The following is a 20785-nucleotide window of genomic DNA, read 5'->3' on the forward strand; positions in this document are numbered from 1 at the left end:
ATGCAAGATAAATTTATAAGATTTTTTGATATATTTTTTTCTTCTTTAGCACTTCTTGTATTATCTCCTCTTTTAGTACCTGTTATGATTATTTTAAAATTAACTGGGGAAGGAGAAGTATTTTATCTTCAAGAGAGAATAGGTAAAGATGGAAAACCTTTCAAACTTATTAAATTTGCTACTATGCTCAAAAATTCTCCAAATATAGGAACTGGTACAGTGACAGTAAAAGATGATCCAAGAGTATTGCCTTTTGGAAAATTTTTGCGAAAAACAAAAATTAATGAACTCCCCCAACTCATCAATATTCTTAAGGGTGAGATGAGTATTATTGGGCCTCGTCCACAAACCCCACGATGTTTTGCTGCATTTCCGCTAAAATCACAAGAAATCATCAAAAAAGTCAAACCTGGACTATCGGGAATTGGATCTATTGTATTTCGTGATGAAGAGAGTATACTTGATGATCCTAAAATTGATAGATTGAAATTTTATGATGAAGTTATAGCACCATACAAAGGTAAACTTGAAGAGTGGTATGTAAAACATCAAAATTTATATACATACTTCATGCTTATTTTCTTAACTATTTGGGTTGTATTGTTTCCAAATAGTAAAATATATAAATTAATTTTCAAAGATTTACCACAGCCACCAAATGATTTAAAAAAATGGCTATAAATTTCAAATGAGCTTTCTTTTGAGTTTGTCATATCTCCATACATACCAACTACAAAAAATTAAAAATACTATAATTTGCGCAAAATCACTCCAATAAAATATTGTCGCTATTAGCATAAAAATTGAAACTCTTTTGAGAATGTAGAGAGAAGTTTGTGGATTGTTTTTAGTTATATTTCTAAAAATAAGTTGATGGAGGTGATTATTGTCATGAAGGGTTGCTTCTCTTTTTTCTAAAAATTTTCTGCGATAAATGCTAAAGATTACTTCAAATACTGGATAGATGAGAACGCCAAGTGGATACCATTGTGAGACTTGATCTGGGTGCTGATGATGAAGCATGAGTGCAATAGTAGCGAGAGAAAAACCTAAAAAATATGCTCCACCATCTCCCAAAAAGATTTTGCCTTTTGGGAAGTTGAGGGCGAGAAATCCTATGAGAGCAGCGATATTGATGATGATGAGCTCAAGTAGTGCCATATCATCCACTTTGAAAGCCACATATCCTAGTGATAAAAACGCAAGAAGAGAGAATCCTCCAGCCAAACCATTGAATCCATCGATGATGTTGATAGCGTTGATTACACCGGTGATAGCTATGATGCTAAGTACTGCTCCAAGCCAATATGGGATCTGGATACCAAAACCGATACTATCTATTACAGCATCAAGCAAAAATACAGCTAAACTTGCTGATATGACTTGAAAGACAAGTCTCACCTTTGGAGAGATGGAGCTAAAATCATCCATGAGCCCGGCAAAAAATGCCGGAAAGCTTGCCAGCAAAAATTTCCAGCCTATAGGGTTGAATATAACCAGCAAGTTTGTCAGATAAATACCGATACCACCAGCCCTTGGGGTAGGGGCTTCGTGAAAAAGCTGAGGCTTGTTGGTAAGCTCATCTACAAGAAGTCCTTGACTTAAGCTTTGTCTAATGACATGCCTATGCATGAGAAAAGATATGAGCACTCCCAGAGCACTGAGCCAAATGGCTGTGGAAATGATAAGAGATGAGTGCTGTTGAAAAGCAGGGAAAACTTGCGTAAATTTTGCTATGACAAAATCTTTGATAAAGGAGATATTTGCGATATGAAAAGGAAGGAGTAAAAGCATCAATAGAATAGTATAACGCAAGATTTGTGCAAATCTTATCCGAATAGCTGGAGTGTAGTTGTAGTTGTGTGTGAGTTCTGCTGCCATGAAGACCAGGAGCCAGAAGATGATGGCTACCGGTTGAGTATATGTAATGACCTGGACATTGCCATAGATAAAAGCTGCTAATAGTGAAGCAAAGATTATAAGTCCTATGATAGAGACTTCAAGTTGCGGCTGGGTAAGCTCCTTTTTTATGAGTTTATAAAAAAGCGAGAAGAATAGGGCTATGAGAAATATAAGCCCAAATATCCCTTTGCCCACTAATGTTTCAAGATAGATATTATGGGCTGTACCGAACTGTCCAAGTGATAGAGTATTTGTCTTATCATCATGCCATTTGGCATCTTTTTGGTAATAGTAGACTTTGTACTGCCAGCCAAAGCTATCTCCTCCAGCTCCAAAGAGAGGATTTTCACCATAGAGCTTGAATGCTGGTGGCCAGTGCTTGAGCCTATCATTTGCTTGCGTGATACGCTTGGCTTTGCCTGTGGCTTCGATGACACTTTTGGCAAAGTTTTGCTGATTGATATGTTTGATCCCATAGACGATGAGCACAGAGAGAGAGACTGTAAGAGGGATGGTGATAAAGACTTTGAGCCAATATTTGCGCAAAAATGTTTTAAGCTCTATGAAAGGATCTTTCGTCTTTGCAAAGATGTAGTAGACCATCACCCAGATGATAAAGAGAATAGGTGGATAGGTGATCCACGCCCCTCTCTCCATAGCGAGGATGAGCCCAACTTCTCCAATGATGAGCAAAAGGACAAGTACCGCAATCGCATACCAGGTTTTACGAACATAGAGCAGTATGATTGCCAGTAGTGGCATCATGAGCGAGAGATACTGAGCTGTCCATGTGGAGTTTGGAAAAAATGAAACAAATCTTGTAGCAGTATCATCTGGCCTAAAATGAGAAAGGCTGAAAATTCCAAAAAAGTCCAGATATCCAAAAATGATGACCAAAAACCATCCAGCTACAAGTGAGAGCAGGATATTTTTAAAGATCTCAAGCTGGTTGGAAGGTTTGGTGATGCCGTAGATATAGAGACCGATGAGCATTGCTTGAAATAAAAAGATCTGTGAAGAGATGGAGTAAAAGAGTGTCGTTTCACCTACTGGCAAGAGCTGTTTGATGACATAGAGGGGATCTTCAGTGATACTATGCTTGATGGCTCCAAGGATTGGAAGTCCTATGAGGCTAAGCAACGATACGACTGCAAAAAGAGCCACAAAAAGGGTAATCGCATTTGGCTCTATAATTTTAGCCCAAAATCTTTTGCAAAGTCTTTCGTTTTTATAGAGATTGCTGTAGAGCCCTATAATGATAGTGGCTGCCAAGAAATAGAGAAAATGCGCCTGCGTATCGGGAGGCCTCGAACCAAATATGGGCATAACCATGAGTAAAAAGTAAAGAACTTGCAAAGGATAGAGATATGCCAAAAATCCTATATAAGAAGCTATTATGACCCACCAAAAGGGGAGGTTGAAAAGACCACTGAGAATAATCCAACCTTGCGTAAAAAGGACGAAATAGAAAAAATATTTGATAAATTTTTGCATAGAAGCTCTTTAGATTTTTATGAAATTATAGCCAAAAGTGGATTTCTAAAGGCTTATGGATTTTGTTTTTCGGAATTTTGGTAGTAGATCCTTCGGCTGACGCCTCAGGATGACTGTGGTTCGTTATCTTGAGCGAAGCGAAAGATCTATGATATAATAAGTATATACAAAGTATATAAGGATAGAAAATGACAGTCAAAATCAATAAATGGGGCAATAGCTATGGTATTAGACTTTCCAAACAGATATTGAAGAGTCTCGATCTTCAAGAAAATAGCGAAGTCGATATTGAAATTAGAGAGGGGAAAATAATTCTTATTCCCAAGAAATCTTTACAATCGCTCTTATCACAAATAACTCCACAAAATATTCATCGTGAAATAGATTTTGGTGATATGCAAGGAAAAGAGCTGCTATGAGTTATATTCCTGAGCGTGGTGATATCGTTTGGGTCGAGCTCAATCCTCAAAAGGGACATGAACAAGCAGGGCATAGGCCTGCATTGATTCTCTCACCATATGAATACAATAAGAAAGTTGGTCTATGTATCGCCTCTCCTATTACATCCAAAAGTAAAGGGTATCCTTTTGAGGTAGCTATAGCTGGAAAGATTCAAGGAGTTGTGCTCTCTGATCAAGTAAGGACTCTTGATTATCGTGCAAGGAATGTCGCTTTTGTAGAAAAGGTCGATGAGGAAGTATTAGAAAAAGTACTTGAAAAATTGAAGTTGTTATTGTTTGATATGGGATAAGGAAGTAGATCTTTCGCTTTTGGCTCAGGGTAATGAAAGTTTGTCATCTTGAGCGAAGCGAAAGATCTATGATTGATCGGTAGATAAAGTAGATCCTTCGGCTAAGCCTCAGGATGACTGCTTTTTTTACTTAAAATCCATAATAGTTTGATAAAATAAAAAGAGACAAGAGTAAGGAATATACGATGCGGCTCAGCGAAAAAGAGATAAAGGTTTTAAAAGAAAAGCTTCATTCTATCTCTCCTGATGCGAAGATTTACCTCTTTGGAAGTAGGACAGATGATAGCAAAAGAGGAGGGGATATAGATCTTTTGATAGTAGGAGAGAATATCACAAGAAAAGATTTAAGAGCTTTGCGGGTGGAGTTTTATAAACATTTTGGAGAGCAAAAAATCGATATTGTTCTTGATAATAAAAGAAGTAAAAATGCTTTTATCGAAATAATACGTAAGCAAGCAGTCGAGTTATGATGTATGAAAAGCTTTTAGAAGACAAAAGACTTCTTGAAAAACAGCTCTTTTGGATACGCTATTCTGTCAATGAATGCAAAAGTATTGGGATTAAAAATTGTTACACTCCAGAAGAATTTGGCAAATTTGAAACTTTGTGTGCCAGGTATAGTAGAGGAATCGATTTTCTTATCAGAAAGATATTTCGCTCCATAGAGATTTATGAATTTGAAAATCCAGGAACGCTCATCGATATTGTAAACAATGCTCATAAACGGGGGCTTTTTGAAGATATAGAAGAGCTAAGAATAATGAAAGATTTGCGTAATGATATAGTGCATGAGTATATTGAAGAAAATTTTATCGAGATATTCGATGAAGTTTTGATGTATAGTGAAAAATTGATCGAGATTATGGAAAATACATTGCGATATCTGCAAGAGTTAGAAAATAGATAATTATAGATCCTTCGGCTGACGCCTCAGGATGACTGTGGTTCGTCATCTTGAGCGAAGCGAAAGATCTATGATAAATATCTAAAAGAAACTTCCAAATATCTCTCATTACAACGAGTAATTATAGTATAATAATGCTCATCATAACGAAAGAATAAGAAATGGAAAAAGAAAAAATCATAGAAATTCTCAATGAATGGAATTATTGGAATAGACCATTGCCTTTTACCTATTCAAGAGAAAAGTATGAGAGTGAAATAGATAAGAAATATAAAACGGGAGAGATTATTTTTTTAAAAGGTGTGAGAAGAAGTGGTAAATCTACAATTTTGATAAATCACATAAAAAATCTTTTGAATGAAGGTGTCGCAAAAGAAAATATACTTTTCGTAAATCTTGAAGATCCTAGATTCGCTCCCTATTTAAATCTAGAACTGTTAGAAGAGATAAAAAATGCATATATTTACTATTTAAATCCACGAAGCAAACCTCATATTTTTTTGGATGAAATCCAAAATATCGATGAATTTGAAAAGTGGTTATTAAAAGAGTATGAACTAAAAAGCAGTTTTTTATATGCAACCGGCTCAAATTCAAAACTATTGAGCAAGGAAATAGGCTCTTCTCTAAGTGGCAGATATTTAGATATTTTGGTCTATCCTTTGAGTTTCAAAGAGTTTCTCTCTTTTAAAGGTAAAAGAGTTTCAAATGAATTTGAATATATCACTAATAAACTTGAAATAGAGAGACTTTTTGAAGAGTTTATGAATTATGGTGGATTCCCAAAAATAGTTTTGACAGAAGATAGCGAAACCAAAAAAGCGGAGCTTAAAAGCTATTTTGACTCTATTTTGTTGAGAGATATCGTTGCAAGATATAAGCTGGACAACTTTTTGAAATTGGAACAGTTAGCTATATTATTGCTCTCAAATATCTCAAATCTCGTATCGAACAATAAGTTAAAAAATATTTTACAAGTATCTTATGAAACGATAGAGAAATATTTTGAATATTTACAAAATGCTTTTTTGATTTTTACTGTCAAAAAGTTTGACTGGTCTTTGAAAAAGCAGATGGCCAACGCCAAAAAAGTCTATTCCATAGATATAGGGCTATCGAAAAGAGTCTCATTTGAAGTCGGTAAAAAAAAGGGAGATCTGCTCGAAAATATCGTATTTTTAGAATTAAAAAGAAGATATGAGGAGATTTTTTATTATAAGACAAAAGAAAATTATGAAGTAGATTTTCTTATTAAAGAAAATGAACTTTTGACTCATCTTATCCAAGTAAGCGTAACGTTGAATGACGAAAAAACTCTCAAAAGAGAGATAAGATCCTTGATAAAAGCAAAACAAGAGCTGCGTTGTGATGCAAAACTGATGATTTTGACCATGGATGAAAGTAGAAAAATGAATATTGAAAGCGAAGAAGTTGAGATTGTAAATATTATTCAATGGCTTTTGTTTTCGTAATCTATGCCGTCTGATATGCGATATAAGATAGAGATCCTTCGGCTGATGCCTCAGGATGACGAAGGGTGTCATCCTGAACGCATGTGAAGGATCTCGTCATCTTGAGCTTGTATCTTTATTTGACTTCAGCGATTGAGGATTTTATTGAGAAAATACTCTCTTATCATCGCTAAATTCATTCATTTTCTTTTTTTGGTTCACTTTTTAAAAATTCAAGAAAAAAGACCAAAAATACTCCAAGAATCAGACCGGTAATAAGAGCGACAACCAAAATGAGCTTTTTCTTGGGTTTTGTAGGTTTATCAAATGTTTGAATATCCCCTACAAATCTACTTGGTGAGATATAGGCTTCAGTAAGTTTATAGCGTAAAGACTCGATATTATCTTGCAGTTTTGGAATCTCTATTTTGAGAATTTTCTCTTTTTGTCTTTGGAGATTTGGGATCGTTTCTTTGAGAATTTTCTCTTTTTGTCTTTGGAGATTTGGGATCGTTTCTTTGAGAATTTTCTCTTTTTGCAATGCAAGATCATTGATTTGGAGTTGTCTTGAGTAGATCATATTTTGATAGTTGGATATCTGGACAAGAGTAAGAGCTATGAAAGCTTTGTCCTGAGCATTTTGTATGCTATCTTGGAGGTTTTGAATGTTTTTTTCAAATTTCTCTATCTGTTTTTTAGCTATTTCGATCTTTTTTTCAATGTTTGGGACCATCTCTTTTTGGTAAAGAGCAATTTTGTCATCTAATTGGGCTAGGTTTTGTTTTTTTATGAGTATGATTTGGTCATCTATCTTTTTGATATCGACAAGTTTGAGCTTATCGATATCTCTTTGGGTTTTGTCTATTTGGGCTTGGATATCTTTTTTGAAGTGTTCGATTTTGAGTTTTTCATCTTTACGGACATAGTTAAGCACTTCTTTAATCTTGTTGACTGCTTTTTCATTAGAAACCCCATAAGCAGTAATATCTATGAGTTTGTCTACCTTTTTTACAGGATTGACACTATCGACGAACGCTTCTTTGTCAATTTTCTTTTGCAAAGGTGAGCCTACATAAAAGACTGTTTTGATTTTTTGTGCGACAATATTTGCCTTTTCGATAGGTTTATCTCCAATATAGCCTATTTGCATGAGAGTTTTTGCCTGATAGAGCGGTGTTTTGATAAATATATAAGCTAAAGCTATAAGGAAGACTATTATAGTTACTTTATAGATGGTTTTTCTATTTTTTTTGATTGTTTCCCATAACTGCCAAAGATCTATCTCATCCTCTTCAGTTGGACAATTTTGTACAATGAGCTGGACAGGTTGTTTCTCTTCCATATAAATTCCCTTAATTTTTTTGTAGTAATGATATCTTAATGAAAATTAGAGAGAGATTAGATAAAAAAGATTGACGAAATAGGTGGAAAAGCAAAATGAAAAAGAAGCTTACGAAGTTGAGAATTTTTTGTAGTAAAATTGGTGTCTTGGCAAGACTGGGTCTAGCGATCAACCGGTTTATCCTCAGAATGCTCGGTGGGCTCGGCAGGACTCGAACCTGCGACCAACCGGTTATGAGCCGGTTGCTCTAACCAACTGAGCTACGAGCCCACCGAACATTCTTGCGGAGTTGTCGTCTAAGGACTCGGACGATCCGTTTGCTCTAATCAACTAAGCTATAAGCTCATGAAACGGCAATACAAACAAGCCATATAGGCTTAATTATGGCTGGAATTATACAAAAATCTATAGCGAAATGCAAGAAGATGCTCTAAAATCCCAAAAAGTATCATAAAATTGATGAAGCTGCTACCGCCATAGCTAAAGAGCGGCAGAGGTACTCCTACAACAGGTGCAAGGCCTATGGTCATTGCAATATTGACACTCATATATGTAAATAGCATCAATGCAATAGATGCTGCGACAACTTGTGTGAAGAGGTCACGCTTGAACTTGAGGGATATAGAAAAGATATGCAAAATCAAAAGTGCATAGAGCAGCACCAGACCAACTGCTCCAAAAAATCCAAACCTTTCTACAAAATATGCAAAAATAAAGTCACTCGTAGCAATTGGAAGGAAGCGAAGCTTCGTCTGGGTTGCTTCCTCTTTTGGCTTACCACTTAGACCTCCAGAGCCTATAGCGATGATGGATTGCTGTACATGGTAGCTAGGCTTTTTACTCAAAAAATCTTCAATGCGCTTCTTTTGATAATCATGGAGGAGATATTTATACGATATTGGGATCATAAGCACTGCAGCCAATACAAGTGTAGCCCAAATTTTCCAGTTGACTCCCACTAAAAAGAGCACGCCAAAGCCTATAATGAGCAAAACTGTCGCAGTTCCAAGGTCGGGTTCTTTTGCTATGAGAATAAATGGCAAGAGGATATAGAAGCTAATTTTGAAAAAATCTTTCCAACCATAGCCATTTTTTGGAGGAGGATTGTTGTGAATCACATATGCTAGCATGAGAATAAAGGCTGGCTTGAAAATCTCAGAGGGCTGGATTGTAAAATGTGTGAAGGGAATCGCTAGCCACCGTTTAGCTCCAAGTTTGCTCACTCCAAAAAGATCTACGCTAATGAGCAACAAGATATTAAACCAATAGATAAGAGGAATGAGCCATTTATACTCACGTATTGGCATCAAAAATACAAAAACAAAAGCTCCAAAGCCGATGAGGTAGTAAATGAGCTGCTTTTTTGCAAGGATTGGATGGACATCTGCTATGAGATAATTAGAGATTACCAATAGTGGTAATATAAGCACCAAAAGGACAAAATCAAAATGTGTTAATATTCGTCTATCGATCCAGAACATAGTCTCTTTTTGGAAAATTATATCTTTTGAAGGATTAATATTGACTAAGGAGTTTGTGGCACAAAGCAAACAGCGCCTTGATAAGTACCTGAGTGAGGCTCTTGGTGAGAGTCGCAGTCAGATAGAGCAGCTCATCAAAAAGGGATATGTGAGTGTAAATGGGTTGGTTGTTACAAAGCCAGGATTTACTCTCAAACCTTCTATGCATATCCACATCACTCTCCCTAGGCCACAAGAGACGCAGAATAAAGAAGTAGATTTTGAAGTTGCCAAAATTTATGAAGATAATGATATCCTCGTTATCAACAAACCTGCAGGCGTGGTTGTCCATCCAGCCCCGAGCGTCAAAGAGCCTACACTTGTTGATTGGCTCAAAAAGGAGGGAATTCGTCTCTCAACGATTAGTGGAGAAGAGCGTCATGGCATAGTGCATAGAATCGATAAAGAGACAAGCGGTCTGCTTGTTATCGCAAAAAATAATGAAGCACATCTAAAGCTCAGTGAGCAGCTACAAGATAAGAGTATGGGGCGCTACTATCTAGCAATCATTGAGCCACCACTCAAAAACAATATAATTGTAGATCGACCTCTGGGGCGCAATCCAAAAAATCGCCTCAAAATGTCGATAATAGAGGGTGGAAGAGAAGCAAAGAGCGCATTTGCCAAAATTTTTGAGTCTAAAAATAGCAAATATGAACTCATAGCCGCCAAACTCTTTACCGGGCGCACGCATCAGATACGCGCCCATTTGGCATCGTTGCATCGCCATATTTTGGGTGATCGTTTATACGGCTTTAAGAGCAAAAAAGATACAATACCAAGAGTATTTTTGCATGCGTACATTCTCTATCTACGCCATCCTAGAAGTGGCAAATATTTGGAATTTGTTGCTCCATTGGCGCAAGATATGATGCAGTTTTTACAAAATAATTTTGATCAGGAGAAATTAGATGAAAAAATTCATCCTCACAATGTCGTCTCTCTTTTTGATTTTTCTAGCGGGGTGTGGGTTACAGCCGACTCCACATAACAAACCAAAAATAGATATGTCTCTGCCACAGGTACAAAAGGTGCGTACTCTTAGTGATATTACATCTATAGCTCTTGAATGGACTCCTCTTTATACTGAGCGAGTAAAAGGGTATTATATCTATCGTGGCAAAGAGGGCAAGAAGCTTACTCGCATCGCAAAAGTTGATGATAGATACAGCTCTCACTATCTAGATAAAAAACTTACTCCAAATACTAGCTACGTCTACATGGTCTCAGCATTTGGCAAAGATGGGAGAGAATCAAAACCAAGTGAAGTAGCCAAAGCCAAGACACTTCCACTCCCAGAGGCTGTGCCATTTGTGGATGCGATAGATCACCTCCCAAGAGAAGTGAAACTCATCTGGAGACCACATCCGTACCCAAAAATATCACAGTATATTATCTATCGTTCTGAACCTGGTGAGAAGGATTGGAAAGAGATAGCCAAAGTCAATGGTCGTCTCAATGCTGAATATATCGATAAGAATCTCAAAGACAAACATGTCTATCTCTATAAAATAGTTGCAAGAACATGTGATGGCCTTGATACGCCGCCAAGCAAAATAGTGCAAGCATCTACAAAACCTCGACCTAGTATTGTAAGAGGCTTGCAAGCGAGCAAAAACCTACCTAAAAAGATCATCGTCAAGTGGCAACCAAATCCAGAGCCTGATATCACAATGTATAAAATATATAAGAGTGTCTTTGAGATTGGTCCATATATCGTAGTTGCTAAGACTAAAAATACCCAATATGTAGATCTCATCAACCAAGATGGAGTAAAACGCTACTATAAAGTCACAGCGGTGGACAAAGATGGACTTGAGAGTTTCAAGCAAGATGTACCTGCAGTTGGTACTACGCTTGCTAAACCACTTCCACCAGTGATTTTGAGCAAAAATATCAACGGTAATACAATTTCATTTAGTTGGGAGTCACCTGATCATAGAGCAGTCAAATATGAAATTGTTAAAAAGGTCTATGAAGGTATCTTCGATGTGAAAAAGTATAAATTTACAAATATTACAAACACAACATTCTCTGATACTCTTGTCCCAGGAATCGAGTATGAGTATAAAATCTATGCAATCGATGCAAATGGGATCAAATCAAAAGCGAGCGAACCTATAAAAATAAAGCTACCAAAAGAGTAAAATGCCTCATATTGTTGCAAAGAGTTTGAGAGAGCCTGAATTTCCCATAAAACATGGCGATTTTACCTTCCAATGGATAGCTAAGCCCCTTTTGGGAGCTAAGAGCTCCCTTGTGGGAGTGAGTTACAAAGATAAAAAGTTCTTGCTAGAAATCAAGCAAAAAGATGATAAATATATTATCAAAGTAGATAAAACGACCCGTCCATCACCTACAAATCTCATAAAAGAGGCTCTTTTGCACTTTTGCGCAATGGCATCGTGTGAAAAGATTGCTGACAATCTCTCCAATTTGGGTGCAACGCATGCCAAAAGAGGCGAGCATGCTCTCAAAAATATCGACTACTTCTTGCACAGTTTCCCCGACAAAGAGGTCTGGATAGAGATAGGATTTGGCAGCGGGAGGCATCTGCTCTATCAAGCCAAAACAAATCCTGATATCATTTTCATAGGTATTGAAATTCACAAACCCTCTATCGAACAGGTACTCAAACAAATAGCCCTGCAACATCTATCAAATATTTATGTAGTGGACTATGATGCGAGGCTTTTTCTCGAACTCACCCCATCAAATAGCGTAGGTAAAATCTTTATCCATTTTCCCGTACCGTGGGACAAAAAGCCACATAGAAGAGTGATAAGCGAGGCATTTATCCAAGAAGCAAGCCGCGTGCTCAAACCTAGTGGAGTTTTGGAGCTTAGAACCGATAGCGATAACTATTTTCGCTATGCACTTGATCTTTTTTTGGCGCAGTTTGCAGTAGATTTGGAGGTGACAAAAAATATCGAGCCACCGATTGTGAGTAAATATGAGGCTAGATGGAGAAGACTTGGCAAAGATATCTACGATATTCGTATGAAATCGTTACAGGAGAGTCCTCCAATTACACTAAATTTCTCATTTGATTTTAAAGATTTATCATTTGATGGTAATATAATAGACAAAATTACGACTAAAGCTTTGGTTTTTGAAGACTATTTTGTCCATTTTGAAAAAGTTTACAAAATTGATGATGAGAAATTTCTCATAAAACTCTCATTCGGAAGCTTTGATCGGCCAGAGCATAAATATATATACTATACTAAAGAGGCCATAGAGTATTTTCCAAAGCCTCCGGTAATCTCACGCGCGAATAAAAATGCGCATAATAAAATTAAAGAGTTGTTTCATGGCTAAAAATGTAATAGTTGCAAAAGACCTCTATCTTGAATACAAAAAAGATACTCCAATTATCAAAGACTCATCCTTTTCTATAAAAAGCGGAAGTTTTGTCTTTATTACTGGTCCTAGTGGGAGTGGGAAGTCAACACTGCTCAAATCTTTCTATGGGGAGCTAAGACCAAAATCGGGTATTTTACAGATTGGTGGTGTTTCTCTCAGCGATATTAAACCATCAAAGCTTGCATTTTTGCGTAAATATCTTGGGATCATCTTCCAAGATTATAAACTCATCAAAGAGTGGACGGTCAAAAAAAACGTCATGCTTCCCCTCCTCATAGCAGGATATTCCAAAAGTGTTTGCGAAGCACAGAGTCAAAGACTACTCAAACACGTAAGACTCAATGGCAAAGAGGATTACTATCCGCTAGAACTTAGTGGTGGAGAGCAGCAGCGTGTTGCGATGGCTAGAGCACTCGCTCACAACCCCGTTATCATCTTGGCTGATGAGCCGACAGGAAATCTCGATGAGTACTCATCACGTGTGATTTGGAATCTCTTAGAGGGCGCCAACGAGCAGCTTGGCACCACTGTGGTGGTTGTTACACACTCAATCCCTACAAATCTCAAGGTACCATTTAAACATTTTTACATAGAAGATGGGAAAGTTTATGAAATCTCTTAAAAATCATATATCTTTAATTATTCCGCTCTTTGCGATTCTCTTTGCAGTGGAATTCTATTTCATTGTGGATAAAGCCATAAAATCGTATGAGAAAAACCTCAATAGAGACTACTCAATCGTTGTAGTAGCTAAAAAGCCTCTCACCCTCGCTGAGCTCAAAGCGTATGAACCTTCCATCAAAGATATTAAACCGATTGATCCCTCGCTTGTGATCAATAGACTCAAGCAAAGCGGTGTCAATGTAGATACGAAAGAGCTAAAAAACTTCTTGCCATTTTTTTACAAAGTCTATCTTACATCTTTTCCAGACCCTGACCAGATCAATAGTATCAAACAAAAACTTCTCAAATTCGAAGGAATAAGCCGCGTAGAAGTGTTTTTAAAAATACATGAAAAAATCTATCACTTTCTCATTTTCCTTCGAGGAGTATCGACTATTTTCTTGATGATCATATTCATAACAAGTATTATGCTCGTCTTCAAGCAGATTGAGTTGTGGCATCTTGAGCATAAAGAGCGTATGTATATCATGGCTCTCTTTGGTGCGCCACTCTGGATGAGGACTGCTGTACTTGTCAAACTCTCAATTATTGATACAATTATTAGTGCATTGCTAGTCTATGTGATCTATCTCTATTTCCTCTCAACCGGATATATTCAAAAGCTTTTGGGACTAGAGAGTATCGATATCAGTGCGAATGATATCTTCATGGATCTTGTATGGCTCTTTGGACTTGGTGTTTTGATCTCTTTTATCAATATCTTAGTAGTTTCTCTAAGGCAGCCAAAAATATGATGCGCTTTTTCTTCTTGGCTCTTTTTTTAGGCAGTTCTTTACTTGCTTCATCGATTGATACGAAGATCAAAGTTTCCAAAAAAGAGCTGCAAAGGACAAATAAAAGGCTCCAGGGAGTCAATCTGCAGCTTGCAAAATTGGCAGGAGATATAGAACGAACAAAAAAAGAGCTAGTACGTATCCAAACCAAACTCAAAACTCTTCAAACCCTTATCTCTGAAGCGCAAGCACAGTACAAAGTTCAGATCAAAGAGTATGAAGATCTTAAATCTGGAGTTGTCAATCTCACTAAAAAGCAGCAAAAACTCAAAGAAGAGCTTTTGCTCATGATTTCTCGCTCCTTCTCTAAGTCTTTACTCTTAGGTTCAATTAAAAATACTACGCAAGAGGATATCATCAAAGAGGAGATCCTCAAAGCTATCCAAAAAAGTGAAGATGAAAAGCTCAAAAAAGTATCACATGAGTACTTCTCTACAAAAGAACTTTTAGAGCAAAAGAAACAAAAACTCAAAAGCTTAGAGCAACAGATTGCTACATATATCAAAAACAAAAAGCAGCTGCAACTTTTGCGTAAAAAAAATCAAGCAGCTCTAACCAAACTCAAAAAGCTTCAAAGCCACTACGATAAAGAGAAAGAGCAGTTACTCAGGCAGCGTGAGACTCTTGCAAAAACACTCAAACAGCTCCAGATTCTCAAAGAGACAGCTCGCTCAAGCAGGGCCAGTGCGAAGATGAAAGTCAAAAACTATGGGCAAAAGAGCTATGGAAAACTCAAAACTGTACGCTATCGTGGGCCAAAGACAATCCCACCGCTTGAGAAGTTTGTGATTATTAAAAAGTATGGAATGTATCGCGATCCTATTTACAATATCGAGATACCAAATGAAAATATTGAGCTCAAACCTCTTGTGCCCAATGCAAAAGTGCGCAATGTGCTCAATGGAAAGGTTATACTAGCCAAATGGACCCCACACCTGCGCAATGTCGTCGTAGTCAAACACTCTAACAATCTCTATACCATTTATGCATATATCGACAAACTCTCACCCTATATCAAAAAAGGTAGACGTATTAAAAAGGGGTATGTGATAGGACGCGTCAATACCAAGCTCATCTTTGAAGTGACGAAAAATAGTGCACATATCAATCCTCTCGATCTTATTCGAGTAAGATAAGAAGATTCTTAACTAATTTTAGATAAAATTGGCAAACTTAAAAAAGAGGTGGTCATGGCGAAGCGAGTATTGATAAAATTTTCTGGAGAAGCTTTGGCCAATGAAGATGGTCACGGCATAGATAGTTCAGTCCTCAAATTTATAGCTTCTGAAATAAAACCTTTGGTTGATAGCGGTGTAGAGGTAGGTCTTGTTGTTGGTGGCGGCAATATTATCCGTGGAGTCAATGCAGCAAAAGAGGGAATTATCAAGCGCAGCAGTGGTGACTATATGGGGATGCTTGCAACTGTGATCAATGCTGTAGCACTCCAAGAAGCGTTAGAGTATTTTGGTCTCAAAGCAAGAGTGCAAAGTGCTATCAATATGGAAGAGATCTGTGAGCCATTTATCGTCAGACGTGCAATTCGCCACCTTGAAAAGGGGCGTATAGTGATTTTTGCTGCAGGGACGGGGAATCCTTTCTTCACCACCGATACTGCTGCCACTTTGCGTGCTGTTGAGATAGGATCTGAGATGATCATCAAAGCTACAAAAGTAGATGGCGTCTATGACAAAGATCCTCACAAATATCCAGATGCGAAGAAGATCCCTCGCCTCACATATGATGAAGCACTGCAAGACAATATCAAAGTGATGGATGATACATCTATTGCACTTGCAAAAGATAACAATCTACCAATCATTGTATGCAATATGTTTGAAGAGGGCAATCTCTATGACATCATAGTCAATGAAAATTATGAAAAATGCTCAATTGTAACAGATAAGGAGAATATATGAGACTTGAAAAAATTACTGCGCAAGCTTTGGAAAATGTAGGGTATGATAGATATTTGCTCTCAATTGCTGTAGCAAAACGTGCCAATGAACTAGCTGTTGGCAAACCGCCACTCATCGATATCGATGTAAAGAAGTATAAATATACCGACATAGCACTCATGGAGATAGCAGAAGGGAAAATTGCTATCGAGGTCAACAAAAAATCTTGATGAATGAAAGATTTTATCGATAAGATTCGAGAGGTTCACTCTCTTAAAGAGGCTATTCGCCTCCTTCACTCCTATGCTCCACAATCACCAAAAATCGATGAGGCCTTAGAGTTTGCCATCCGTGCCCATGAGGGACAAAAGCGTAAAAGTGGTGAGCCTTACGTTGTCCATCCGATACTTGTAGCTACAATTACAGCCTATATCACAAATGATGAGACGATGATTATTGCAGCACTGCTACACGATGTTGTAGAGGATACTCCCTATACTCTAGAAGATATTGAATCACGCTTTGGCGATGAAGTGGCTCATCTTGTCGAGGGTCTTACAAAAATTGTAGAGATTCGTAGCGAAGAGCTCATTCCATCAAACTCAAATGAAAAGCTTATTACTTCAGCACTCTCTTTTCGCAAAATGCTCATTGCTTCGATTAAAGATGTGAGAGTTTTGATCGTCAAGCTTTGTGATAGGCTTCACAATATGCTCACACTCGATGCATTGCCTCCAGAGAAGCAAAAGCGCATTGCTGAAGAGACCCTTGTAGTTTATGCTCCCATAGCACACAGACTTGGTATCGCTTCCATCAAAAACTATCTTGAAGATCTAAGCTTTTACTATCTTTTTCCAAAAGAGTACAAAAAAATAGATGATTTCATGCGCTCACACAAGGTAGAATTGCAGATGAAGCTCCATGAGTTTATGGAGACGATTCGCAAAAAGATGGTGCAAAATGGCTTTCGTCCTGATGAGTTTACGATCCTCTCACGCATCAAGCACTACTACTCCATATATCTCAAGATGCAGCGCAAAGGGATATCGATCGAAGAGGTGCTGGATCTATTAGCAATCCGAGTGCTTGTACAAGAGAAGCTGCAGTGCTACAAAGTATTAGGCATTTTGCATACTAACTTCAAGCCGCTTATCATGCGCTTTAAAGACTATATTGCTGTTCCCAAAGAGAATGGCTACCAGACTATCCACACTACTGTTTTTGACAATGCTTCTATCTTTGAGGCGCAAATTCGTACCTTCGAGATGCACCGCACTGCTGAATATGGTGTAGCAGCCCACTGGAAATACAAAATGGGTGATGTAGGTGTCAATCTCAAGTGGCTTGAAAATTTGGAGTTTCAAAACGAAAATATAGAAGAGTTTTATGAACTGGTCAAAAATGACCTCTATAGTGAAGATATTACGGTCTTTTCTCCAAAAGGTGATGTCTATAATCTTCCACGTGGCGCAGTGGCACTCGATTTTGCATATGCTGTGCATACAGATATTGGAAATCGTGCAAAATTTGCTTTTATTAATAAACAGAAGCAAACACTCCTCACTGAACTCAAAAACGGCGATATCGTGCGCATCGAGCTAGCAAGTGAGCCGATCCTTCGTTGTAGCTGGATCGATGCGGTCAAAACATCTAAGGCCAAAGAGCAGATGCGCCAACTTTGCCGCCAAAAATTTAAAGAGATTAGTGCAAAATCTGCAATCAACATTCTCCAAAGCGAACTTGGTGTACCAAGAGAGCTTATAGAAGAGTGGTTGAAGAGCCACGATCTTGAGCGTCATCTTCACCGCATAGCAACTGAAGAGAATTTTTTCAAAGAAACAGTCAACAGATTTTTGCGCGATTACCGTAAAAGGAAAGGGCTTCTCTTCTTACTCTCTCCAAAGCTATGCAAACAGCACGAAAGAGAGATAGAAAATTTTGTGTTTATTACATGCCAGAACATCACAGCAGTAGAGTTTGACTACTGCTGCCATCCAAAAAGAGGTGATGAAATTGTGGCATTTAGAGAGGGAAATAGGGCGATAGTCCATCATAAGATGTGTCATAGAGCCCAAAAGATGATAGAAGAGGGCAAGCCTATGCTCTTTGTCAAATGGAAGCAATCTTTTGCACCGCGCTACCATCTCATCGCACTTCTGCCAGATCGCAAAGGCGCACTTGCAGATTTTCTCTTCTATCTTTCTAAACTTGATATTAATATAATATCGATTGAACTTGGTAAAAATATAGAGCAGACCAATATGTGTGAGATGGAGTTTGAGTCTAGCCACGAAAATATAGATGATTTAAGGAAGAAAATAGCTTCAAAAGTTAAAATAATAGAATTTATAAAGAGTGATGATGCATACAAATAAGGGGAGTAGATGATAAATGAAGCATTAGCTGAAATCAAAAGAGGTACAGCTGAAATCATAGATGAACAGAAGATCACAGAGCTTTTAAAGAGCTATTTTGATGAGGGAAAAAACTACTACGTCAAAGCCGGTTTTGATCCAACTGCACCAGATCTGCATCTAGGTCATACAGTACTTTTGCAAAAACTTGCAACATTTCAAAAATATGGCGCAATTGTGCAGTTTATCATAGGTGATTTTACTGCAATGATTGGTGATCCTACAGGAAAGAGCGAAACAAGGAAGAAATTAGATCGCCAGACTGTTCTCAAAAATGCTCAAAGCTACAAAGAGCAGGTCTTTAAAGTATTAGATCCTGCAAAAACAGAGGTGGTTTTCAACTCCAAATGGCTTGATGCATTAGGTGCTAGTGGATTGGTTGAACTTACAACTCTCTTTAGCGTTGCAAGAATGCTTGAGCGAGATGATTTTGAGAAGCGCTTCAAAGCCCAAAAACCAATCGCTATAAGTGAGTTTATCTATCCCCTTTTACAAGGATATGACAGTGTGTATCTTAGAAGCGATATCGAAATAGGAGGGACTGATCAAAAATTCAATCTCTTGATGGGAAGACATCTACAGCGAAGCTATGGCATTGGCAAAGAGCAAGCAGTTATGATGATGCCAATCCTCGAAGGACTAGATGGTGTGCAAAAGATGAGCAAATCGCTTGGCAACTACATAGCTTTGGCAGAGGATCCAAATACGATGTTTGCTAAAATAATGAGTATTTCAGATGAGTTGATGTGGCGCTACTATGAGCTCCTTAGCAGCAAGAGTCTGGCTGAAATAGAAGAGCTCAAAGAGGGAGTAGCCAGTGGCAAGGTACATCCAAAATTTGCAAAAGAGCTTTTGGCGTTAGAGATAGTGGAGCGCTATCACAATAGTGAGGCTGCACAAAGAGCAAAAGAGGAGTTTGATCGCATTCACAAGAAAAACGATATCCCAAGCGATATCAAAGAGATCACTTTAAAAGGGCCGATCTGGATAGCAAAGGCCTTGGTCGAAGCTGGTCTTGAGCCATCAACCTCACAAGCAAGACGCGATATTCAAGCAGGAGCTGTGAGGATCGATAAAGAGAAAGTAAGTGATAAAGATTTGCAACTAGAAGCTGGAGAGTATATCGCGCAGGTTGGTAAGAGAAAATTTGCAAAATTAAAGGTGCAGTAATGAGTCTTCCATCTCTAAAAATTGGAAAATACACAATCAAATATCCCATTGTTCAAGGTGGTATGGGTGTTGGGATAAGCTGGGATAGGCTTGCAGGAAATGTGAGCAAAGAGGGTGGACTTGGAGTTATTAGTGCGGTAGGAACCGGTTACTATCAAAATATGGCATATGTTGAAAAAACTGTAGCAGGAAGACCTCTTGAGACTGCCAACTTCTACTCCAAGAAAGCTCTTTTCAAAATTTTTGAAAATGCTCGCAAAATCTGCGGTGATGCGCCACTAGCAGCAAATGTATTGTATGCGATAAATGACTATGGAAGAGTTGTTAGGGATGCCTGTGAAGCAGGAGCCAATATCATCATCACTGGAGCTGGTCTTCCAACAAACATGCCTGAATTTACCAAAGATTTCCCTGATGTTGCACTCGTACCGATAGTCTCTAGTGCAAAAGCCCTCAAGATAATTTGCAAAAGATGGCAGACACGCTACGACAGACTTCCTGATGCGGTGGTTGTAGAGGGTCCATTGAGTGGCGGCCATCAAGGATTTACCTATGAGCAGTGCTTTATGGAGGAGTTCCAGCTAGAAAATATTGTCCCACAAGTAATAGAAGAGGCAAAAAAATGGGGAGATATTCCGGTTATTGCAGCTGGTGGAATATGGGACCATGAGGATATTGTGAAATATCTTAAAATGGGTGCAGCTGGTGTGCAGATGGGAACACGCTTTATCGGTACACATGAGTGTGATGCTAGCGATACATTCAAAAAAATCTTACTCAATGCCAAAAAAGAAGACATTATATTACTCAAATCTCCTGTAGGCTATCCTGCAAGAGGAGTGAGAACAAAGCTCATCGAAAAGGTTGAAAAGCGCGAAGGTCCAGCAATAAAGTGTATCAGTAACTGCGTTGCTCCATGCCATAGAGGTGTTGAAGCAAAAGCGGTAGGATATTGTATAGCTGATAGGCTTAGTGATGCTTACAAAGGAGATGAAGAGCTTGGACTCTACTTCAGCGGTGCAAATGGCTACAAGCTTGATAAACTCCTCTCAGTCAAAGAGCTCATGCAACTGCTCGTTGAAGGAGAGTCATCATAAGAGCTCTTTTTCTTCTTTTATT

20 protein-coding genes and 1 tRNA gene are annotated in these 20785 nt (G+C 38.0%); 17 read left to right on the plus strand and 4 right to left on the minus strand.

Going from position 1 to position 20785, the window contains the following annotated elements:
- Positions 1 to 681, plus strand: coding sequence for a sugar transferase (locus JG734_RS04325; protein WP_201333804.1), 681 nt, complete (start codon positions 1 to 3; stop codon positions 679 to 681).
- A 3-nt stretch (positions 682 to 684) separates the two neighbouring features.
- Here JG734_RS04325 and JG734_RS04330 read toward each other — a convergent pair whose 3' ends face one another.
- A complete protein-coding gene (locus tag JG734_RS04330) occupies positions 685 to 3396 on the minus strand; it encodes an O-antigen ligase family protein (protein ID WP_201333805.1) in 2712 nt (903 codons plus the stop codon).
- A gap of 188 nt (positions 3397 to 3584) precedes the next feature.
- Between JG734_RS04330 and JG734_RS04335 the strand changes: the two genes are divergently transcribed.
- The 5 genes from JG734_RS04335 (at position 3585) to JG734_RS04355 (ending at position 6523) form a co-directional block, all read left to right on the plus strand.
- Positions 3585 to 3815, plus strand: a complete 231-nt coding sequence (locus JG734_RS04335) for an AbrB/MazE/SpoVT family DNA-binding domain-containing protein (protein WP_201333806.1) — start codon at positions 3585 to 3587, stop codon at positions 3813 to 3815.
- Positions 3812 to 4147, plus strand: a complete 336-nt coding sequence (mazF, locus tag JG734_RS04340; RefSeq protein WP_201333807.1) for an endoribonuclease MazF — start codon at positions 3812 to 3814, stop codon at positions 4145 to 4147. The genes JG734_RS04335 and mazF overlap by 4 nt, the downstream gene beginning before the upstream one ends.
- A 185-nt stretch (positions 4148 to 4332) precedes the next feature.
- The gene (locus tag JG734_RS04345) at positions 4333 to 4617 is read left to right on the plus strand and encodes a nucleotidyltransferase domain-containing protein (RefSeq protein ID WP_201333808.1); all 285 of its coding nucleotides are present in this window, start codon (positions 4333 to 4335) and stop codon (positions 4615 to 4617) included.
- Positions 4614 to 5054, plus strand: coding sequence for a hypothetical protein (locus JG734_RS04350; protein WP_201333809.1), 441 nt, complete (start codon positions 4614 to 4616; stop codon positions 5052 to 5054). The genes JG734_RS04345 and JG734_RS04350 overlap by 4 nt, the downstream gene beginning before the upstream one ends.
- Positions 5055 to 5212: 158 nt before the next feature.
- Positions 5213 to 6523, plus strand: coding sequence for an ATP-binding protein (locus JG734_RS04355; protein ID WP_201333810.1), 1311 nt, complete (start codon positions 5213 to 5215; stop codon positions 6521 to 6523).
- A gap of 175 nt (positions 6524 to 6698) precedes the next feature.
- On the opposite strand, the gene JG734_RS04360 is transcribed toward JG734_RS04355, so the two are convergent.
- From JG734_RS04360 to rodA, 3 genes are all read right to left on the minus strand, one after another.
- Entirely contained in the window at positions 6699 to 7844 is a 1146-nt protein-coding gene (locus tag JG734_RS04360) for a Wzz/FepE/Etk N-terminal domain-containing protein (RefSeq protein ID WP_201333811.1), read from the minus strand.
- A gap of 196 nt (positions 7845 to 8040) precedes the next feature.
- Positions 8041 to 8114, minus strand: a tRNA-Ile gene (locus JG734_RS04365).
- A gap of 107 nt (positions 8115 to 8221) precedes the next feature.
- Positions 8222 to 9325, minus strand: a complete 1104-nt coding sequence (rodA, locus tag JG734_RS04370; RefSeq protein ID WP_201333912.1) for a rod shape-determining protein RodA — start codon at positions 9323 to 9325, stop codon at positions 8222 to 8224.
- Positions 9326 to 9365: 40 nt separating this feature from the next.
- Here rodA and JG734_RS04375 point away from each other — a divergent pair, with 40 nt between their 5' ends.
- Genes JG734_RS04375 through JG734_RS04425 form a run of 11 tightly spaced genes read left to right on the plus strand, consistent with a single transcriptional unit; the run spans position 9366 to position 20763 of the window.
- A complete protein-coding gene (locus tag JG734_RS04375; RefSeq protein ID WP_236587026.1) occupies positions 9366 to 10355 on the plus strand; it encodes an RluA family pseudouridine synthase in 990 nt (329 codons plus the stop codon).
- Positions 10276 to 11511: a fibronectin type III domain-containing protein gene (locus JG734_RS04380; RefSeq protein ID WP_201333812.1), complete on the plus strand. Its 1236-nt coding sequence runs from the start codon at positions 10276 to 10278 to the stop codon at positions 11509 to 11511. The genes JG734_RS04375 and JG734_RS04380 overlap by 80 nt, the downstream gene beginning before the upstream one ends.
- 1 nt (position 11512) lies before the next feature.
- Positions 11513 to 12685 (plus strand): tRNA (guanosine(46)-N7)-methyltransferase TrmB, encoded by a 1173-nt coding sequence (trmB, locus tag JG734_RS04385; protein WP_201333813.1) that lies wholly within the window; start codon positions 11513 to 11515, stop codon positions 12683 to 12685.
- A complete protein-coding gene (locus JG734_RS04390; protein ID WP_201333814.1) occupies positions 12678 to 13352 on the plus strand; it encodes a cell division ATP-binding protein FtsE in 675 nt (224 codons plus the stop codon). The genes trmB and JG734_RS04390 overlap by 8 nt, the downstream gene beginning before the upstream one ends.
- The gene (locus tag JG734_RS04395; protein ID WP_201333815.1) at positions 13339 to 14148 is read left to right on the plus strand and encodes a hypothetical protein; all 810 of its coding nucleotides are present in this window, start codon (positions 13339 to 13341) and stop codon (positions 14146 to 14148) included. The genes JG734_RS04390 and JG734_RS04395 overlap by 14 nt, the downstream gene beginning before the upstream one ends.
- Positions 14073 to 15323, plus strand: coding sequence for a murein hydrolase activator EnvC (locus JG734_RS04400; RefSeq protein ID WP_201333816.1), 1251 nt, complete (start codon positions 14073 to 14075; stop codon positions 15321 to 15323). Before JG734_RS04395 ends, JG734_RS04400 begins: the two co-directional genes overlap by 76 nt.
- 54 nt (positions 15324 to 15377) lie before the next feature.
- Positions 15378 to 16103, plus strand: a complete 726-nt coding sequence (pyrH, locus tag JG734_RS04405; protein ID WP_201333817.1) for a UMP kinase — start codon at positions 15378 to 15380, stop codon at positions 16101 to 16103.
- Positions 16100 to 16312, plus strand: coding sequence for a DNA-directed RNA polymerase subunit omega (locus tag JG734_RS04410; RefSeq protein ID WP_201333818.1), 213 nt, complete (start codon positions 16100 to 16102; stop codon positions 16310 to 16312). Before pyrH ends, JG734_RS04410 begins: the two co-directional genes overlap by 4 nt.
- Before the next feature lie 3 nt (positions 16313 to 16315).
- Positions 16316 to 18457: a bifunctional (p)ppGpp synthetase/guanosine-3',5'-bis(diphosphate) 3'-pyrophosphohydrolase gene (locus tag JG734_RS04415; protein WP_201333819.1), complete on the plus strand. Its 2142-nt coding sequence runs from the start codon at positions 16316 to 16318 to the stop codon at positions 18455 to 18457.
- Between the two features lie 9 nt (positions 18458 to 18466).
- A complete protein-coding gene (tyrS, locus tag JG734_RS04420; RefSeq protein ID WP_201333820.1) occupies positions 18467 to 19666 on the plus strand; it encodes a tyrosine--tRNA ligase in 1200 nt (399 codons plus the stop codon).
- Positions 19666 to 20763: a nitronate monooxygenase gene (locus JG734_RS04425; protein WP_201333821.1), complete on the plus strand. Its 1098-nt coding sequence runs from the start codon at positions 19666 to 19668 to the stop codon at positions 20761 to 20763. Before tyrS ends, JG734_RS04425 begins: the two co-directional genes overlap by 1 nt.
- Positions 20764 to 20785: the final 22 nt, after the last annotated feature.

The organism is Nitratiruptor sp. YY09-18 (assembly GCF_016593235.1).
GTDB lineage: Bacteria > Campylobacterota > Campylobacteria > Campylobacterales > Nitratiruptoraceae > Nitratiruptor.

What these genes read in the sequence shown, in the direction of transcription:
- JG734_RS04325 (WP_201333804.1), top strand. Translation starts at nt 1, where the DNA reads ATGCAAGATAAATTTATAAGATTTTTTGATATATTTTTTTCTTCTTTA.
- JG734_RS04330 (WP_201333805.1), bottom strand. Translation starts at nt 3,396, where the DNA reads ATGCAAAAATTTATCAAATATTTTTTCTATTTCGTCCTTTTTACGCAA.
- JG734_RS04335 (WP_201333806.1), top strand. Translation starts at nt 3,585, where the DNA reads ATGACAGTCAAAATCAATAAATGGGGCAATAGCTATGGTATTAGACTT.
- mazF (WP_201333807.1), top strand. Translation starts at nt 3,812, where the DNA reads ATGAGTTATATTCCTGAGCGTGGTGATATCGTTTGGGTCGAGCTCAAT.
- JG734_RS04345 (WP_201333808.1), top strand. Translation starts at nt 4,333, where the DNA reads ATGCGGCTCAGCGAAAAAGAGATAAAGGTTTTAAAAGAAAAGCTTCAT.
- JG734_RS04350 (WP_201333809.1), top strand. Translation starts at nt 4,614, where the DNA reads ATGATGTATGAAAAGCTTTTAGAAGACAAAAGACTTCTTGAAAAACAG.
- JG734_RS04355 (WP_201333810.1), top strand. Translation starts at nt 5,213, where the DNA reads ATGGAAAAAGAAAAAATCATAGAAATTCTCAATGAATGGAATTATTGG.
- JG734_RS04360 (WP_201333811.1), bottom strand. Translation starts at nt 7,844, where the DNA reads ATGGAAGAGAAACAACCTGTCCAGCTCATTGTACAAAATTGTCCAACT.
- rodA (WP_201333912.1), bottom strand. Translation starts at nt 9,325, where the DNA reads ATGTTCTGGATCGATAGACGAATATTAACACATTTTGATTTTGTCCTT.
- JG734_RS04380 (WP_201333812.1), top strand. Translation starts at nt 10,276, where the DNA reads ATGAAAAAATTCATCCTCACAATGTCGTCTCTCTTTTTGATTTTTCTA.
- trmB (WP_201333813.1), top strand. Translation starts at nt 11,513, where the DNA reads ATGCCTCATATTGTTGCAAAGAGTTTGAGAGAGCCTGAATTTCCCATA.
- JG734_RS04390 (WP_201333814.1), top strand. Translation starts at nt 12,678, where the DNA reads ATGGCTAAAAATGTAATAGTTGCAAAAGACCTCTATCTTGAATACAAA.
- JG734_RS04395 (WP_201333815.1), top strand. Translation starts at nt 13,339, where the DNA reads ATGAAATCTCTTAAAAATCATATATCTTTAATTATTCCGCTCTTTGCG.
- JG734_RS04400 (WP_201333816.1), top strand. Translation starts at nt 14,073, where the DNA reads ATGGCTCTTTGGACTTGGTGTTTTGATCTCTTTTATCAATATCTTAGT.
- pyrH (WP_201333817.1), top strand. Translation starts at nt 15,378, where the DNA reads ATGGCGAAGCGAGTATTGATAAAATTTTCTGGAGAAGCTTTGGCCAAT.
- JG734_RS04410 (WP_201333818.1), top strand. Translation starts at nt 16,100, where the DNA reads ATGAGACTTGAAAAAATTACTGCGCAAGCTTTGGAAAATGTAGGGTAT.
- JG734_RS04415 (WP_201333819.1), top strand. Translation starts at nt 16,316, where the DNA reads ATGAAAGATTTTATCGATAAGATTCGAGAGGTTCACTCTCTTAAAGAG.
- tyrS (WP_201333820.1), top strand. Translation starts at nt 18,467, where the DNA reads ATGATAAATGAAGCATTAGCTGAAATCAAAAGAGGTACAGCTGAAATC.
- JG734_RS04425 (WP_201333821.1), top strand. Translation starts at nt 19,666, where the DNA reads ATGAGTCTTCCATCTCTAAAAATTGGAAAATACACAATCAAATATCCC.